Raw genomic sequence first — 16,633 nt, forward strand, 5'->3', positions numbered from 1 at the left:
CAGGAGCTTTTACAATGGAGATGAGCATTGCTCCGAATAAAAAAACTCCTCCCCGACTGTACAGTCGGAAAGGAGTTTGCTGTTACTATAGTTTATTTCATGTTACGGTACTCATAGTCGGGTTTAATTTCTACCCAAGTTTCTGTACCATCTTCATTGCGGGTATAGATGTGATGGTGAGTGGCTTCGATGACATCATAGTAATACCACTTGTCCTTCGTATTGTCAGGCCATGGTTTAGTATCGGCAAGGACGCCTTCTTCGGTTACCTTGCGGTTCAATACATTATTGATCAGGCACATAGCCTCTGCACGTGTAATGTATTCATTCGGCTTGAAGGTACCGTCTGGATAGCCCTTAATCCAACCTTTATTCGCAGACGATGCGATGTATTTCTCTGCCCAGTGGCCGCTGATATCGGAGAACATCGTGTTCTCAGTCAAGTCAAGATCGTCAAATCGGGCAGCGATTACCGCGAATTCTGCTCTTGTAATAGAGTGGGTAGGTCGGAATGTGCCGTCTTTGTAGCCTGAGAGAATGCCTCCGTTTTCCAGTGTGGATACATGCTTGTTCGACCAGTTCGTCACTTTCATATCCGAGAAAGGATTAGTGGTGTCGTAAAGTGCATCACGGCTCGTTTCTTCCAACAGACGATAGAAGATGGCAGCAACTTCTTCACGGGTGATCTCATTCTCTGGTCTTACAGTGCCGTCCGGATAACCACTAATGTAGTCATAGTGGTCTTCTTTATTTAACACTGGTTTCACCGTGTAGTTGTAAGTAATAGTGACTGCTTCTGCAGGCATCTGACCACTTACATTACTATTCTCATCAATGTTAAGAACATTCTCAGGAGTGATGGTTACATTGTTGAAAATATAACCCTGATCCAGTACTTCCTGGCTGATCGCTGCAGTAATGTCCTCGCCCTCTGGCAATTGGGAAACTGCTGGAGTGGCAAGTTCTTCGTCACCATCCATGTGCTTCACAGTAAAGTCATATACTTTCGTGTAGTTATAAGTAACAGTGACTGCATTTGCAGGCATATTACCTGTTACATTACCTTTATCATCAGCGTTTAGAGCTTTTTCAGGAGTGATAGTTACACCGCTGAAAATATAACCCTGATCCAGTACTTCCTGGCTGACTGCTGTAGTAATTTCTTTGCCTTCTGGCAATTGGGAAACTGCTGGAGTGGCAAGTTCTTTGTCACCATCCATGTGCTTCACAGTAAAGTCATACACCTTCGTGTAGTTGTAAGTAACAATGACTCCCGCTGCGGGCATTTTACCACTTACATTACTATGCTCATCAATGTTCAGAGCACCTTCAGGCTCGATGGTTACATTGTCGAAAATATATCCTTGATCCAGCACTTCCTGGCTTACTGCCGCAGAAATATCAGTTCCAGGTGGCAAATTTGAAACCTCTGGTTTGATAATTGGTTGGCCATTAGCCACGTGTTGTACAGTAAGTGTTTGTTTCTTCACATAGTTAAAAGTAACAGTGACTGCATTTGCAGGCATATTACCTGTCACATTACCTTCTTCATCAACGGTCAGAGCAGTATCTTCAGGATCGATGGTTACGTTGATGTAAGCATAACCTTGATCCAGCACATCTTGACTGACTGCTGCAGAAATGTCTTTGCCCTCTGGCAATTGGGAAACTGCTGGAGTGGCAAGTTCTTTGTCACCATCCATGTGCTTCACGGTAAAGTCATATACTTTGGTGTAGTTGTAAGTAACAATGACTCCCGCTGCAGGCATTTTACCACTTACATTACTATGCTCATCAATGTTCAGAGCACCTTCAGGCTCGATGGTTACATTGTCGAAAATATATCCTTGATCCAGTACTTCCTGGCTTACTGCCGCAGAAATATCAGTTCCAGGTGGCAAATTTGAAACCTCTGGTTTGATAATTGGTTGGCCATTAGCCACGTGCTGTACAGTAAGTGTTTGTTTCTTCACATAGTTGAAAGTAACAGTGACTTCTCCCGCAGGCATATTACCTGTCACATTACCTTCTTCATCAACGTTTAGAACAGTATCTTCAGGATCGATGGTTACGTTAATGTAGGCATAACCCTGATCCAGCACATCTTGACTGACTGCTGCAGAAATGTCTTTACCCTCTGGCAGTTTGGAAACCGTTGAAGTGGCAAGCTCTTCGTCACCAGCCATGTGTTTAACGGTAAAGTCATATACTTTGGTGTAGTTGTAGGTGACAGTAACTTCTCCTGCAGGCATCTGACCAGTAACATTACCTTTATCATCGGCTTTGAGAGCATTTTCAGGCTCGATGGTTACATTGTCGAAAATATATCCCTTATCCAGCACTTCCTGGCTGACTGCTTCAGAAATCTCAGCCCCAATTGGCTTATTAGTAACCGTTGAATCGATAATTGGTTTGCCATTCGCCATGTGTTGAACAGTAAATGTATGTTCTTTCACATAGTTGTAAGTAATTGTGACTTCTGTTTCAGGCATCTGACCGGTCACATTACCTTTATCATCGGCTTTGAGAGCATCTTCTGGAGTGATGGTTACATTGCTGTAGGCATATCCCATCTTCAGCACGTCTTGGCTGACTGCTGCAGAAATGTCAGCTCCAATTGCCTCATGGGTAACTGTTGGAGCGATAATAGCTTCGCCATCAGCCATATGTTTAACGGTAAGCTTTTGAGATTGTGTAAAAGCAAAATAGATCGTTTCATACGGATGATCTTGAGTAAGCGTAACCTCTTTTTTATCGGAATCAAGAGGAACATGCTTATAGCCATCAACTACTGGTACGCTTACTTCGTATGTGTTGCCGATTTCCAATCCAGGCTTGTCATTAACTTTCATATAATCATGGTAGAGAATATCTGCATCTTCCCAGTTTGCTACAACTTCTGTGCCTTTCAGAGGTTGCCCTTGGGCATTTGCCTTATACCCCTTGATAATGATTGATCCTTTACCGTAATTTGCGGTAGGGATAGGGAAATCCTTGGTTGCATCGTTATTATTAACATCTTTATAAAACAGTGTAGTTGTCTTATTCGTAGGATAGTCCTCGAACAGGTTCGGGAACTTGCTCAAGTCCATGCTTACGGTATAGGTAAGTGTTGCAGTGTGACCTTCCTTCAGATCTCCGATATCCCAGCGAATGGTATCGAGAGTTTCCGAATTATCGCTGCTAGTCAGCGTCACGCGATCCGGATCAGCGATGTAACCGGCTAATTGATTATTTTCAAGCTTTAAGTTGAACATCTCACCTACCGGGTCAATCACGTAAGAATCTCTGGCTGCGCTCAGGATCTTGCTGGCAATGGCAGAGAATACTTCATTTAGTTCCTCAGGTTCGGCTGAGTGGTAGCCATCTGCGACTGCACTGTTCTTGAGGACATATTCTGCATCACCTCCCGCTGGAACGCTAAGTCCAACGGAGAAAGTCTTAATGCCGGCATCAGCTGCCAGCTTCGCTTCAGAAAGGGTTGCAATACCGTTATCTTTTACGACGTATTCACCAACCGGATATTCTTCGTTGTGCCAGTAATCCGTTTTAAGCTCATAATGAGAGCCGTCTCCAATACGAGCAGAGTGATCATAATTAAAATTGCTTAAGGTGAAATCATATTTTCCATCGGGCCAAGAATATGCTTCTGCATTAGATGCAGGAAAGCTGTAAGTTGGTGCACCGTCACTTAGCAGGACGATCACTTTATTCTCAGAGGAGCTTTGGCTCAAGATAGTACGTGCTGCATAAATACCTTCTTGAATATTGGTTCCTCCATTTGGTCTTTTTATCGTATTTAATTTCTGGATGATACCGTCAAGTTGATCAGCACCGTAAAATGGTGAATCAGAATTAGCAACACCTGCCTCGCTGTCAAATGTTACTAATGCCACCCGCGATTGAGAACCTTCTGCAAGAAGCTTATTCACCAATAGTTTAGCTGCTTCTTGTGCCTTTTCAAATTTGTCGTTGTCCTGCATACTGCCTGATTTGTCCATAACCAATACAACATCACTCGCAACTCCAATGTTGTGGTTAGCCCCTTCGGCAGTGAGGGTAATCTCCCACTCATTATCAGTCCCCTCAACTTTGGTTGCGGTTTTGTCGAGGGCAATTTCACCTGGTTGCAGGGCAGTATCTTCAGATGCTGCCAGAGCGGGAACAGGGAAAAAACCGCACAGAATTGTCAGGATACAAAGACATGAGATGTATTCCTTCCATTTCCGGCGAAGTACGGTACTGCTCTTCATGCTGCTCTCCTCCTTTGATGTAAAAACAATGTTGACCTGGAGATGACCCAGGAAATATAAAAATAGTCCCACTGCACCTACGAAACGTTTTATGCAGCCGGACTATCATTAGCAAATCTCATGCTGTTAGACTCCGAAGCTTTGCGACCTGCCCTTTCGAACAGTGTGCCAAATATGTATGTATGGGAAATTGTTGAAAGCTAACATAGTAACTATTGTGTGACTAATTTCACATTCACCATCAAAACTCATCTACAGCCATTTAAATTCACCAAGGATTTATTAGGTGAATGATTTCACGTTATTTATATAACTACTTTATGAAATAACGAAACTCTTTTGTGGTTTCCTTTTATTTGAAAAAAGGGGCCGTCCTCAACGATCCCAAACTTTTAGGATAAAGCGAGGTGAAATAGTTTCCTCGAACAATGGAACAACCGTACATATCGGTTCATCGAATTAAACAAAATTTAAACATAAGGTCACCTAAAAGCTAATCTTAGGGTGATAGGATCGCTGTTGAGGTGATAAGGATGAATATAGTTAAGAAAAGAAATGGGGCCGCGTATACAGCGTGCATATGTGGGTTGTTATATGCCCTCCCGCACTTTTGGTGGGGCGTTGGGATTTCGTTCGGTTTCCCGGGGGATTATGCAAAGGCACCCGATGAAGTATGGTCTCAAATCATCGGTTATTGGTTTATGGGCATAGCAGCCATTCTTGCCGTCCTGTTCAGCTTGTCATTTGTTTATAAAAGGGGGGCGATGTTGCCGAGGATGCTGAAGCTTGTTCCTGCATGGGTTGGATGTATTGGGTTGTCCATGTGGGGCTTTAGCTTCTTTGTTTTAAAATTTCAATTTGCGATCGGACGTGTCGTATCAGCCCCGCTTTTATTGAACAGGATGCAAGTCCAATGGCTGCATGGGGTTATGTATGGTATGCCCTTTTCCTCGTCTGGGGCGTCTCGCTTGGCTTTACTGCACATTTAGAAGCAAAATTACAAAAACAAACGCTCATCGCGACTCAGGCCGGGTGATTAACCGTGATGGTTCGCCGCGACGGAACTCTTGTCTCAAATAATGAAGGGTACTCTTGGGGTGCCCTCATTTTCGTTCTGGGATGATACCGTGAAATTCAGGACATTTAGACAGGGAATAGGAAATGTATGGAGAATCTAAATGAAGAACTTTATGAATTTATTTTTGCTTGATGTCGATGTACTCAAATGTTGTTCGTTGTGTATATAGAGGCCAGGTACAAAAGGTAATCAAGGTTGTATTATTGGCTAAACAATCCAAAGAGGAGGAAGATACAAATGCGGTTTATGATGATCGTAAAAGCAACAAAAGATTCTGAGATGGGTATACCTCCAAAACCGGAGTTATTCGAAGCTATGATGCGGTATAACGAGGAGTTGGCCAAAGCAGGTGTACTGCTTGCGGCAGACGGTCTGCATTCGAGTTCGAACGCCATCAGGATATCTTACCTGGAACCGGGGGGCAAACCGGTCGTTGTGGACGGGCCATTCAGTGAAACGAAGGAAATTATCGCTGGGTATACCCTGATCGAGGTAAGTTCACGGGAAGAAGCGATTGAATGGGCGAAGCGCATGCCCGACCCTCACGGATCCGGCGAGGGACAAATTGAACTTCGCCAAGTGTTCGAAGGTCATGAGCTGACGGATAGCCCTGATCTGCTGGATGAACATACTGCATTAAGCGAAGAGCTCAGAAGGCGCGCCCGTTCGTGACAGACTCTGCTGCTCGCCGTACGATAGAAGCGATCTGGCGTATCGAATCATCGAAAATCGTTGCCGGATTGACAAGAATGGTCCGCGATATCGGCTTGGCAGAGGATCTTGCGCAGGATTCGCTTGTCATTGCGCTTGAACGATGGCCGGAAACCGGCATTCCAGAGAACCCCGGAGCCTGGCTCATGACCGCAGCGAAACGCCGTGCGATCGACTTCATTCGAAGGAACAAGGTTCGTGACCGGAAATACGAGGAGGTTGGCCGGAATGTTGATTTATTCAGCGAGGAAGATTTCGATAACGCCCTGGATGGGGAAATCGGGGATGACCTTCTGCGGCTGATCTTTATGACCTGTCATCCTGTCCTTTCCCGGGAAGCGCGGATCGCGCTGACGCTTCGGTTGTTGGGCGGGCTGACGACAGGTGAGATTGCACGTGCCTTTTTTGTCCCGGAACCTACCATCGCCCAGCGTATCCTGCGTGCAAAGAGAACATTAAAGGATATCAGGGCCGAGTTTGAAGTACCGGCGGGTAGTGAGCTGCAGGAACGATTAGAGACCGTTCTTGAGGTGATTTATCTATTATTCAATGAAGGGTATGCGGCGACCTCGGGAACGAGCTGGATTCGTCCGCTTCTCTGCCAGGAGGCACTGCGGTTGGGGCGCATCCTCGCGGAAATCGCATCTGGAGAACCCGAGGTGCATGGCCTGGTTGCGCTTATGGAAATCCAGTCCTCACGATTCAAGACAAGGGTCACGCCGACGGGTCAGCCGATTCTTCTTATGGATCAAAATCGCGCGCTATGGGATCAACTGCTGATCCGGCGGGGGATCGCAGCGTTAGAACGTGCACAATCGATCGGTCGTCCATTGGGCAAGTATGCGCTGCAAGCAGCGATAGCGGCATGCCATGCTCAGGCGCGTACCGCTTCTGAAACGAATTGGGTGCGCATTGCGGCACTCTATGAAGCATTGTCGCGGGCAATGCCTTCTCCTGTAGTTGAGCTGAACCGTGCGGTGGCCATTGCGATGGCATTCGGTCCTGAGTTTGGCCTTCAACTTGTTGAACATCTGGAAGCTGAGCCGGCTTTAAAGGAATACCATTTGCTGCCTAGCGTGAAAGGCGACCTTCTGGAAAAGCTGGGTCGCAGGGCGGAGGCCTATGAAGCATATAGACGCGCAGCGTCCCTCGTCCGTAATGAGCAGGAGAAAGAACTGCTGCTGAGCCGGGCTGCCGAATGTAAGACAAATGGATAAGAGGGTGAACAATGATGCGTTTTATTTTTATAACCAAGGCAACTAAGTTTTCGGAGGCCGGTGTTCGTCCAAGCAAGGAGAGCGTCGATGCGATGAACGCCTTTCATGAGGAGTTGGCGGCAGCCGGCGTGCTGCAGAGCTCTGAACATTTTTATCCAAGCTCCAGCGGGCTGCGAATCTCATACAACAAGCTCAGCGGCGAGCCGAAATTCATTCCGGGTCCACTGAACGAAGTGAACGAGCTAACAGCGGGATACACGATCATTGACGTCAACTCCAGAGAGGAAGCGTTAAAATGGGCAAAAAGGATGCCTGATCCCAGTGGATACGGAGATGGTGTCATTGAGCTACGACAGCTCTTTGACCATTCAGCTGAGATTCAGGACGCTGCCTTGGAGTATGAGCTGCTGAGCCACATCGACATGTTAAAGAGAATATAAAAAATGAGGTGCTATAAACATTGGCTTTTGCCGCCCTTAAAGGGCGGTTTTTTTATTGGAGACTCGTTTCATTGACCATCATGAAAAAATAATTTTCTGGATGTGTCGATTTAACCGTCAGTAGTTCGTCGTCATTATAGAAGCAAGAAAAACCAAGATGGATAACCAAGAAGAGGAGAATGGAACATGAACTTTGTAACCTCAAAAGACGGAACCCGGATTGCTTATGACAAAACAGGACAAGGGCCAGCGCTCATTCTGATCGGCGGCGCGTTTAGTTATCGGAATTTCCCTGGAACGGTACAGCTGGCGAAATTGTTAGCAGAGCATTTTACAGTCTTTAATTACGACCGCCGCGGACGCGGTGATAGCGGAGATACAAAACCTTATAGCACAACACGCGAGATTGAAGACCTTCGGGCTATGATCGATGATGCAGCAGGCGGATCCGCCTTCGTATGGGGATTATCGTCGGGGGCCGTTCTTGCTCTTCAAGCGGCATCCGAGGGAGTCAATATCAAGAAATTGGCCCTGCATGAACCTCCTTTTGTCGCAGGAGATGTGGATCACAAGCCGCCAAAGGATTTTCTCGAGCATGTAACAGGACTTATTCAGGACAATCGCAGATCGGAAGCCGTTAAGTATTTTATGACCAAAGGGATGGGAGCCCCTTCCTTCATCATCACGATGATGCGCATGATGCCGGGGGTATGGGCGAAGCTTACGGGGGTTGCTCACACGCTTCCCTACGATGCTGCTCTAATGGATGGGTACATGGGCGGAAAACCTCTGCCTGCACGATTGTTCAATTCAGTTATGGTGCCAACGGCGGTGCTTGAAGGAACCGAAAGTCCTGCCTGGTTGCGCAGCGGTGCACAGTCGGTTGCTGCTGCACTGCCTGATGCGAAGCTGATCAGTAAGAAAGGCCTCGGCCATACGAAGCAACTGAATGCCACAATCATCGCAACGGAGCTAAAGGATTTTTTTCAATAGAATTGATGATAAGAAAGGGAGGATTTTTAAATGAAGAATATGACCACAACCAGGATATTATTGCTTGGAGGAGCCATCTCCGCGCCGCTGTTCTATATCATTGCAATCGCACAGGCATTTACCCGTACCGGATTTAATATCAAGCTTCATGCAATTAGTACGCTTACTTTGGGTGACTTGGGTTGGATTCAAAGTGCTAATTTCATCGTCACGGGATCACTGGCTGTATTGGCAGCCATTGGGGCACGCAGTTTACTCATGAGAGGAGCAGGCAGGGCGGGTTCCTGGCTGATTGGAGTTTATGGGATCGGTATGATCATGGCAGGACTTTTTAAACCCGACCCCGGTTTAGGATTTCCTGCAGGTGCCCCTGAAGGAATGCCGATGTCAATGAGCGGTCAAGCGGCGGTCCACTCCATGGCATTCTTCACATCCTTCATCTGCCTAATTGTCGCAATGTTGGTATTCGCCCGGCGTTTCGGTGCACAAGGCGAACGGAGTTGGAGATCTTACTGTATTTCTGCTTCAATACTCGCGCCATTACTAATTGTGGTGGGTATGGGAATCAACAGTTGGATCGGGGTTATCATGGGGATTGCCGGGATGGTCGCTTTCGGTTGGGTTTCTGCCCTAGCCGTCCGACTGCTGAACGAAACTTACTAATTATTTGGTGCTTTGGTTAAATCGGACTTTGATATGGAAACTCAACGTTTTTATCGTTCTTTTCTTTGCGGCGTACTACTTTCGTATGACTACAAACTCCTATAATTCTCTCTACAATGTCTAGGTGGAGTTGAATGATAGGAGTTTTTGTTGTGCGATGACGGTCAAGAAACTTCAGTCCGTTGTTTTGGAGCTTTATTGGATGAACACAAGGAGCGATGATGAGTGGAACAGATGGTTACGAATAGAGTAACAGGTGAACAAATTACATTTTTAGAAACAGCAAAGGATACGAGAGGTGAATATTTATTAATTGAAGTTGCACTGCCTCCACGTGGCAAAGGTCCACCCCTACATATTCATGATCGCTTTGAAGAGGAGTTTGAAGTAATTTCAGGTAAGCTCACAGTTACCTTAGGAAAGACAAAGCACTTGTTAGAAGTGGGAGATCGTCGTATTGCCCCAATTAGAACACCACATACATTCACCAACAATCACGATATTCCTGTTGTATTCCGCGTTCGACTAACGCCACCAAGCAACTTCGAGCAATCAGTCCGCATTCATTACGGGCTTATGGACGATGGATTAACAGATGAGAAGGGCAACCCCAAATCACTCGCCTATTCCGCTTTAGTATTAACATTACAAAACACACTGATCGTGGGTATTCCACTCTGGCTTCAACGTTATTTTTTTGGACTCATAGTCAAACGTGCCCGTAAAAAGGGAGCTTATGCTGTACTAGAAAAGTATACGGGAGGGGAATTCTGAATGGGATGAACAGCGAAGCGATGGCGGCTTCCAACAACCGATGATTTTCTATGCGAAAGGATGGAAGAATGGTGGTAAGGACAAGTAATTCCGGAGAAGTTGGACTTCATCGTTCAGTTTAGTGAACCCGTGATGGTAACTGGCTCACCGGTGCTGGCGCTGGATATCGGTGGCGCTACACGGCAAGCGTACTACGTAAGCGGAAGTGGTTCAGCGGCCTTAACTTTCCGCTATGCGGTACAAAGTGGAGATTTGGATCCCGATGGCATTAGCATCGGTGCTATCGAGTTGGACGGAGGAAATGTGCAGGGCAGTGATGGAACCCATGCGGATTTGTCTCTTGCAGAGGCTGCGATTCCATCGACTGCAGGCATCATAGTTATTCCTCCGTGTACACAGTGCAATGGTGGAAACGGAAACACGGGAGGCGGAGACTCACCGAACGTTGACTACCCTATAGTCAGCTACCCTATGACCTCATCATCTAATGTTCAGACGATTCAATCCTCCATACAGAATGAACATGGAGACGTTCTGCTGACGGTGACGATTACCCGTACCACGGATGCATCGGGCAGGAAGAAGGACAAGATTATCATGACCGCGCAGCAAGTGGAACAACTCAGAGCTGCTTTGGCGGGAAAGAAATCCTCTGAGGCAAGGTTGGTTCTTACAGATGATAAGAATGAAGTGTCCGAATGGACGATGAATCTGCAGAAGGATGCAGTCGCACTGCTAGCAAATGCAGGAATTGATCTTGAGATTATCACGAGCAAGGGAACCATTCATCTATCGAAGGATGCCTTGGCGGGGATCAGTGGAGGTATTACATTCAGGATCGCCCCAGTCCATTCGGAGAGTGAACGGTCCCATCTTCAGCATTTGATTGCAACCGAGCCTTCTGTGCTTGAACGAATTGGGAGCTCCTCGATTTCTGTTGTCGACATTCCAGTCGTGATTGAGACGAACGCATCGAGACTGCAGTCGGAGATTATTCTTCCTCTGAGTGACTTGAACATTAGCGAGGTGGATGCGAATAATCTTGCCGTATTCATTAAGCATAGTGACGGTACGGTTGAGCTGCTGAGAGGTCATGTTGTCACCTATGACAAGTCTGGCAAAAAGGGGATTCGTTTCGCAATCGATCGTTTCAGCACGTTCGTGATCGTTCGCTCGGATGCATTGAACATCAAGCATCAAGCCGCCTACATTACAGGATATAAGGATGGCACGTTCCGACCGAACACGTCGATCTCCCGCATCTTCGAAGATCGCAGCGTGAACACCTCATCGGGGATCAGATTCAACGATGTCGATGCATCTTATTGGGCTAAGGATGCGATTAACCTCGTATCGGCGAATGGTTGGATGATCGGGCAAGCAGGCGGAAGCTTCCTGCCCGGCAAGACGATCACGCGAGCCGAGATGGCCACCATTGCAGCGAGGTTCATCGAACGCTCAGCGGTGGATGAGGCCGTCTTCACAGATGTGAGAGATCACTGGGCCAAAGCCGCTATCGCCGAGGTTCAAGCCTCCGGTATGATGAACGGCTATGCAAGCGGCGAGTTTCGTCCCAATTCACCATTAACAAGGGCAGAGGCCGTTGCTATTCTGAATAAGCTTCTTGGGCGTAAGCCGATCACGGGCATCGCTACCAAGTGGAGCGACGTTTCCGAAGGGTTCTGGGCGTATGGCGATATCCAAGCGGCCTCCAACATCTATGACGAGGACGTACTAGAAACACGCTAGAGGTTATTAAAGGGCACCTAATTAGGTGCTCTTTAATTTTTCGCTCTATAAATGATGAGATAATCGGTATGAAAAGAGACAGCGAACATTAAGCTGCAGTCTACCCTTAGCGCATACGCTGAGAGGGGGAGCTGTGGCTTATTTTTGTTGTTATTCACGCCGCCCATTCACAAAGAGTGTATATACATCACGCAGGCTAGACTCTAAAAGCATCATAGATTAAGATTCACTTAGGTAAGTTAATCAATCGATCTCATCTAACCGAAATTATAATTATTATATTTTGGAATATGACAAAAAATTTTTACGAAAGGGACGTCTGGTTATTGCTCTAAAGGACAAACTTCCAAATGATCCAGCATATAAGAACAGATACCCATGAGATGAAACCAAATACCATGACAATCTTATTCTCGCTCCAGCCATATTTTAAGCTGAAATGATAATGAATCGGAGCCATTTTGAACAAGCGAAGCTTTGTGCGTTTATAGTACCAGACCTGCAAAATGACGGACAATTGTTCTGCGAGATAGACTGAAAACAGAATGGGAATTAGAATTTCAACCTTTTCAATAACGGCTAAGAAGGAAAGCGAACCACCAATGGCGAGTGATCCCGTATCCCCCATAAACGCCCTGGCTGGATAAATATTGTAGAGAAATAAACCGAGCAGGCAGCCAATCATGACTAGTGAAAATGCTTGTACTTCAGGTTTGTCCGAGATCATAAAGAAGAAAAAATAAGTGGGGATCGCAACATTGATCAATAACCCGTCCAGACCATCCGTAAAATTGATAGCATTCGCTGAACCAACCACAAACAGGAGCATGATTACGATATACACGGAAACGGGCAGTTGCAGCTGAAACCCTTGGAACAACGTAATGTCACTTGTCAGCGAAAACGAACGGAACAATATGAATAGCAGCGCACCAGTAAAAGCGAATTGGAACACAAGCTTTGTCCTTCCGGAGATACCGGATGGGTCCTGCCATGCTGCCTTTTTGAAATCATCCATAAAGCCGACCGAACTGAATAAGAGAAATGTAGCGCATAAGAAGATCATCAATGGGGTGGGGTGAAACTGTAATGAAGTTACCACGCCGATAAGTAAGATCAGTCCGGCCATCAGCGGTGTTCCCTGTTTGGCTTGATGATCAGGCGGCAACTCAGATCGAATGGGCTGTGTAAGATTTAGAACGCGCAAGCCCCATATGAGTAGTGGTGTAGTAAACGCCACAAGCAAGAACGAAAGACCAGAAACCCCGAAAATCCCAAACATGCTAAAAGCCCCACTTTCATTATGGATAAGTACCCTTAATCTATTGTAATTCAAGATGTTGGACAAATATTCCTCTTGCGAGTTAACCACTTAAGCCGTTTAAAAAATCTTCTATTCTACGATTGACTTCGTCTGAATTATCCAGATTCGTCAAATGATGCGCGTTTGGAATCTGATGTATGATTGCACCTGGAATTCGTGCCCCTAACTCGGCCTGCTGCCGACCGACCATATTATCCTTGTCACCGTACAAGATGAGGGTTGGGCATTTCACCTTTTCCAAATCGTCCTTACTTTCCATACGCAGATTACCGGCCCAATGCCGTATGAAATTGCGATGTGTCATCAATCCGAACGCTTCCATGACAAAATCGTGATTAGAAGGCGTGATTTTCGAGAGTGCATCTGCTGTCAGCTTGGCCGTCGTTCTCAGAGGGATTAGACGTGTGGCGAGGCGGCTGAACGGAGCGGTAGTCTTTTCAAACCAATTGAACGTATTCGTGAACGGGGTGCCGATCAACACAAGCGCCTGTACACGCTCCGGGTAACGGACAGCAGTCTGCAACGAAATATGCCCGCCCATCGACAACCCGCACAAAATGGCAGACGGAAGCTCCAGTTTATCCATTAGTGCGGCTAAGTCTTTGCTGAAAAGCTCCGGATCAACCTCGCCCTCCGGCAAAGAGGAATTTCCATGCCCCCTAACATCCCATGCAACCGTCCGATATGAATTGGAGAAATAATCAATTTGCGGCACCCATTGTTTATGATACATCGAGTGGCCATGCGTAAAAATAATTGCGGGACCGCTTCCCTTTTCTTCGTAATATATATCAGTGCCGTTTATTTTGAACGTTGCCATGTGTACTCACCTCTTCAACCTAATTATGAAATATTTGTTGGAATATATTTCATATCTTGAAGTATTGTAATGATATTAATGGTATCGGGGTGCAATATGAATGGATTCGAAAGACGAAGAGAACAGAAGCGCCAAGCGATTTGCGGGGCGGCTACTGAGTTATATATGAGACATGGGCTGCGCAATGTCAGCATTGCAGCGATTGCGGAGGCTGCAGGTGTTTCGCAAGTAACGATTTACAACTACTTCGGAAGCAAGGATGAACTGACTCGAGACGTTGTCGCCAATTATTTGGATCAATACTTGAAGGAGTTTGAAGCCTTCTGTGAAGGGGAACTTCCGTATCAGGAAAAGCTGGAACAGCTGCTGCTTCGCTCTAGCGCATTCGACAACCTCCACATTCAATTTCTAGATACGTTTCTCTCCGAGGTCCCTGAAATGGCGGAAATCATCAAAGAATATGAAGCGAAGCTGATTCCATTGTTCGTCGCTTTTATTGAGGAAGGTAAACGGCTTGGATACCTTAACAGTTCGCTCTCCACCGATACCATTCTGTTTTATATAAGTCTGTTCAGCAGTGAGACACTAAAGAGGCTGCGAGAGGAACAGGATGAAAATCGCAAGCGGCAGATGTACAAGGAACTGTTTGTGATTTTCTTCAATGGCGTAGGCGAGCGTTCTCTGGACATATCGCTATAAGTTTCCCTCCTTGTGAACGGCTCTCATTAAAAATGAAAAATCCAGCCTGCGTTACATGGTCATTTTCACTTGCCCTGCGCAGACTTTTCTGTTATTTTTGATAGTAACAAAGTGTTATTAACAAAAAGGTACTAAGTGTTATGCCTTTTGTTCTTTAAATAACTAGAGAATGCGGAGGGATGCAATGTGAAGAAGGCTGCGGGTGGATGGAACCTGTTCGAAATAACGTGGTTGGTGTTGTTCACCTCAATCGCTATCGGGTTTACGGTGATTTTAAAGGACTCTTTATTCGGGTTTACGGTTTTTATTACCGGTGTGCTATGTGTGGTGCTTGCGGCGAAGGGCAGTCTGATGAGTTATGTATTCGGTATGTATAATACCTTCGGTTATGCCTATTTGGCTTATATTAACGGGTTGTTTGGGGAGGTTATGCTGAATCTGCTGTTCTTCGTTCCTATGAATGTCATTGGGTTCTACATGTGGAAAAATAACCGCCAAGACAACGGCAAGCTGGTCATGCGTCAGATGGAGCTCAGAGGTCTGATTTTCGTGGGGATGATCTGCGTATTAAGTTGTTTGCTGCTGGGATTCGGGCTTTCGTTCATTCCGGGGCAGAACTCGCCTTACATCGATGCCACAACGACGGTGCTGTCCGTTGTTGCAACCTTTTTAATGGTTCGAAGGTTCAAGGAACAATGGCTCGTCTATATCGTGTTGAATCTGTTTACCGTGCTGCTGTGGGTGATTCGGACGCTGGACGGAAGCGGTGAGGGATTGCTGATGATCGTGATGTGGAGCGCGTATTTGGTTAATGCGGTATACGGCTATTACAATTGGAACAAAGGGGCCAAGGAGGTGGCTGCAGCATGAAAACGCTTGGACTTACGCTTGGGAAGTTTGCCCCGCTGCATAAGGGGCATCAGTTCATGATCGAAACGGCCCTGCAAGAGGTCGATGAGCTGATCGTGGTCATTTACGAGACGAGCGTCACCTCGATTCCGCTTCATATCCGGGCGAACTGGATTCGAAAGCTCTACCCGGGAGTTCGGGTAATCGAGGCTTGGGATGGACCGGACGGATATTCGGATGACAGGGAGCATGAAATTCGGGAAGAACAGTATATACTCGGTTTACTGAACGGTGAGAAAGTTACGCATTTTTACTCAAGTGAGTTTTACGGCGGGCATATGAGCCTCGCTTTGGGTGCAGTAGACCGGCGGGTAGATGAAGCCCGCAAGCGGGTTCCGGTCTCAGCGACGATGGTTCGCTCCGATCCCTATAAGTACAGGGAGTTCGTAAGTGATATCGTATACAGGGACTTGATCACGAAGGTGGTATTCGTTGGAGCGATGTCGACGGGTAAATCGACGATCACTGAGGCACTGGCACGGCAGTACGGCACGACCTATGCGAGCGAATACGGACGCGATTACTGGACCGAGCATCAGGTGGACCGGAGAATCGGCCTGGAAGCGTTCAATGAAATTGCAGTGGGTCATATCGAGCGCGAGGAGCAGGCTTTGCTTGCGGCCAACCGGTTTCTGTTCGTTGATACCAATGCGATTACGACATATATGTTCGCAATGGACTATCACGGTAAAGCCCCGGAGCTATTAACCCGGATCGCCCTGGAGAATGCGCAGCGCTACGATCTGTTCTTCCTATGCGATGACGATATTCCTTACGACGATACATGGGACCGCAGCGGGGATCAGAAGCGGCATGTTTTTCATAAACAGATTATCGCGGACTTGAAAGAGCGGCGTATTCCCTACATTACACTGCGGGGGAGTCTTGAGGAACGGATGCACAAGGTAGATGAGGTGTTGGCGAAGTTCGAGCCCTACCGAAACTATTTCGGGGAGCTGCTGAATGGTTAGAATAAGATGCAGGCAGGGGTAAATGATTCCGA

General features: G+C 46.6%; 14 protein-coding genes and 1 riboswitch. Of the genes, 11 read left to right on the forward strand and 3 right to left on the reverse strand.

Annotated features, from left to right (window positions below; all coding sequences use genetic code 11):
* Window positions 1–92: 92 nt before the first annotated feature.
* Complete coding sequence (locus BN1234_RS22210; RefSeq protein ID WP_054955720.1) at window positions 93–4,253, reverse strand: S-layer homology domain-containing protein; 4,161 nt, start codon at window positions 4,251–4,253, stop codon at window positions 93–95.
* An 89-nt stretch (window positions 4,254–4,342) separates the two neighbouring features.
* Window positions 4,343–4,433, reverse strand: a riboswitch (cyclic di-GMP riboswitch).
* Between the two features lie 733 nt (window positions 4,434–5,166).
* On the opposite strand from BN1234_RS22210, the gene BN1234_RS22900 reads away from it, so the two are divergent.
* The 8 genes from BN1234_RS22900 to BN1234_RS05865 all read left to right on the forward strand — a co-directional run bounded on the left by BN1234_RS22900 (window position 5,167) and on the right by BN1234_RS05865 (window position 11,878).
* On the forward strand, window positions 5,167–5,289 hold the full coding sequence (locus BN1234_RS22900; protein ID WP_281177638.1) for a hypothetical protein: 123 nt from the start codon (window positions 5,167–5,169) through the stop codon (window positions 5,287–5,289).
* A 279-nt stretch (window positions 5,290–5,568) separates the two neighbouring features.
* Entirely contained in the window at window positions 5,569–6,003 is a 435-nt protein-coding gene (locus BN1234_RS05835) for a YciI family protein (RefSeq protein WP_054955721.1), read from the forward strand.
* The gene (locus tag BN1234_RS05840) at window positions 6,000–7,259 is read left to right on the forward strand and encodes an RNA polymerase sigma factor (RefSeq protein WP_054955722.1); all 1,260 of its coding nucleotides are present in this window, start codon (window positions 6,000–6,002) and stop codon (window positions 7,257–7,259) included. Before BN1234_RS05835 ends, BN1234_RS05840 begins: the two co-directional genes overlap by 4 nt.
* A gap of 11 nt (window positions 7,260–7,270) precedes the next feature.
* On the forward strand, window positions 7,271–7,699 hold the full coding sequence (locus BN1234_RS05845; protein WP_245640103.1) for a YciI family protein: 429 nt from the start codon (window positions 7,271–7,273) through the stop codon (window positions 7,697–7,699).
* Between the two features lie 186 nt (window positions 7,700–7,885).
* Window positions 7,886–8,692: an alpha/beta fold hydrolase gene (locus BN1234_RS05850; protein ID WP_054955723.1), complete on the forward strand. Its 807-nt coding sequence runs from the start codon at window positions 7,886–7,888 to the stop codon at window positions 8,690–8,692.
* A gap of 30 nt (window positions 8,693–8,722) precedes the next feature.
* A complete protein-coding gene (locus BN1234_RS05855) occupies window positions 8,723–9,355 on the forward strand; it encodes a DUF998 domain-containing protein (protein ID WP_054955724.1) in 633 nt (210 codons plus the stop codon).
* Window positions 9,356–9,589: 234 nt separating this feature from the next.
* Window positions 9,590–10,129, forward strand: coding sequence for a cupin domain-containing protein (locus tag BN1234_RS05860; protein ID WP_245640105.1), 540 nt, complete (start codon window positions 9,590–9,592; stop codon window positions 10,127–10,129).
* 99 nt (window positions 10,130–10,228) lie between these two features.
* The gene (locus tag BN1234_RS05865; RefSeq protein ID WP_170307993.1) at window positions 10,229–11,878 is read left to right on the forward strand and encodes an S-layer homology domain-containing protein; all 1,650 of its coding nucleotides are present in this window, start codon (window positions 10,229–10,231) and stop codon (window positions 11,876–11,878) included.
* Window positions 11,879–12,209: 331 nt separating this feature from the next.
* On the opposite strand, the gene mraY is transcribed toward BN1234_RS05865, so the two are convergent.
* Together mraY and BN1234_RS05875 are read right to left on the reverse strand one after the other, a co-directional pair.
* Window positions 12,210–13,160 carry a phospho-N-acetylmuramoyl-pentapeptide-transferase gene (gene mraY, locus BN1234_RS05870; protein ID WP_054955727.1) on the reverse strand — a complete coding sequence of 317 codons (951 nt, stop codon included), beginning with the start codon at window positions 13,158–13,160 and terminating at the stop codon, window positions 12,210–12,212.
* Window positions 13,161–13,242: 82 nt separating this feature from the next.
* Complete coding sequence (locus tag BN1234_RS05875; RefSeq protein ID WP_054955728.1) at window positions 13,243–14,022, reverse strand: alpha/beta fold hydrolase; 780 nt, start codon at window positions 14,020–14,022, stop codon at window positions 13,243–13,245.
* A 96-nt stretch (window positions 14,023–14,118) separates the two neighbouring features.
* Between BN1234_RS05875 and BN1234_RS05880 the strand changes: the two genes are divergently transcribed.
* The 3 genes from BN1234_RS05880 to BN1234_RS05890 all read left to right on the forward strand — a co-directional run bounded on the left by BN1234_RS05880 (window position 14,119) and on the right by BN1234_RS05890 (window position 16,601).
* Window positions 14,119–14,721: a TetR/AcrR family transcriptional regulator gene (locus BN1234_RS05880; RefSeq protein ID WP_054955729.1), complete on the forward strand. Its 603-nt coding sequence runs from the start codon at window positions 14,119–14,121 to the stop codon at window positions 14,719–14,721.
* A gap of 186 nt (window positions 14,722–14,907) precedes the next feature.
* Window positions 14,908–15,591: a nicotinamide riboside transporter PnuC gene (pnuC, locus tag BN1234_RS05885; protein ID WP_054955730.1), complete on the forward strand. Its 684-nt coding sequence runs from the start codon at window positions 14,908–14,910 to the stop codon at window positions 15,589–15,591.
* Window positions 15,588–16,601, forward strand: a complete 1,014-nt coding sequence (locus BN1234_RS05890) for an AAA family ATPase (RefSeq protein WP_054955731.1) — start codon at window positions 15,588–15,590, stop codon at window positions 16,599–16,601. The genes pnuC and BN1234_RS05890 overlap by 4 nt, the downstream gene beginning before the upstream one ends.
* Window positions 16,602–16,633: the final 32 nt, after the last annotated feature.

Source organism: Paenibacillus dakarensis (genome assembly GCF_001373415.1).
In the GTDB taxonomy this organism is placed as follows: domain Bacteria; phylum Bacillota; class Bacilli; order Paenibacillales; family Paenibacillaceae; genus Paenibacillus_AQ; species Paenibacillus_AQ dakarensis.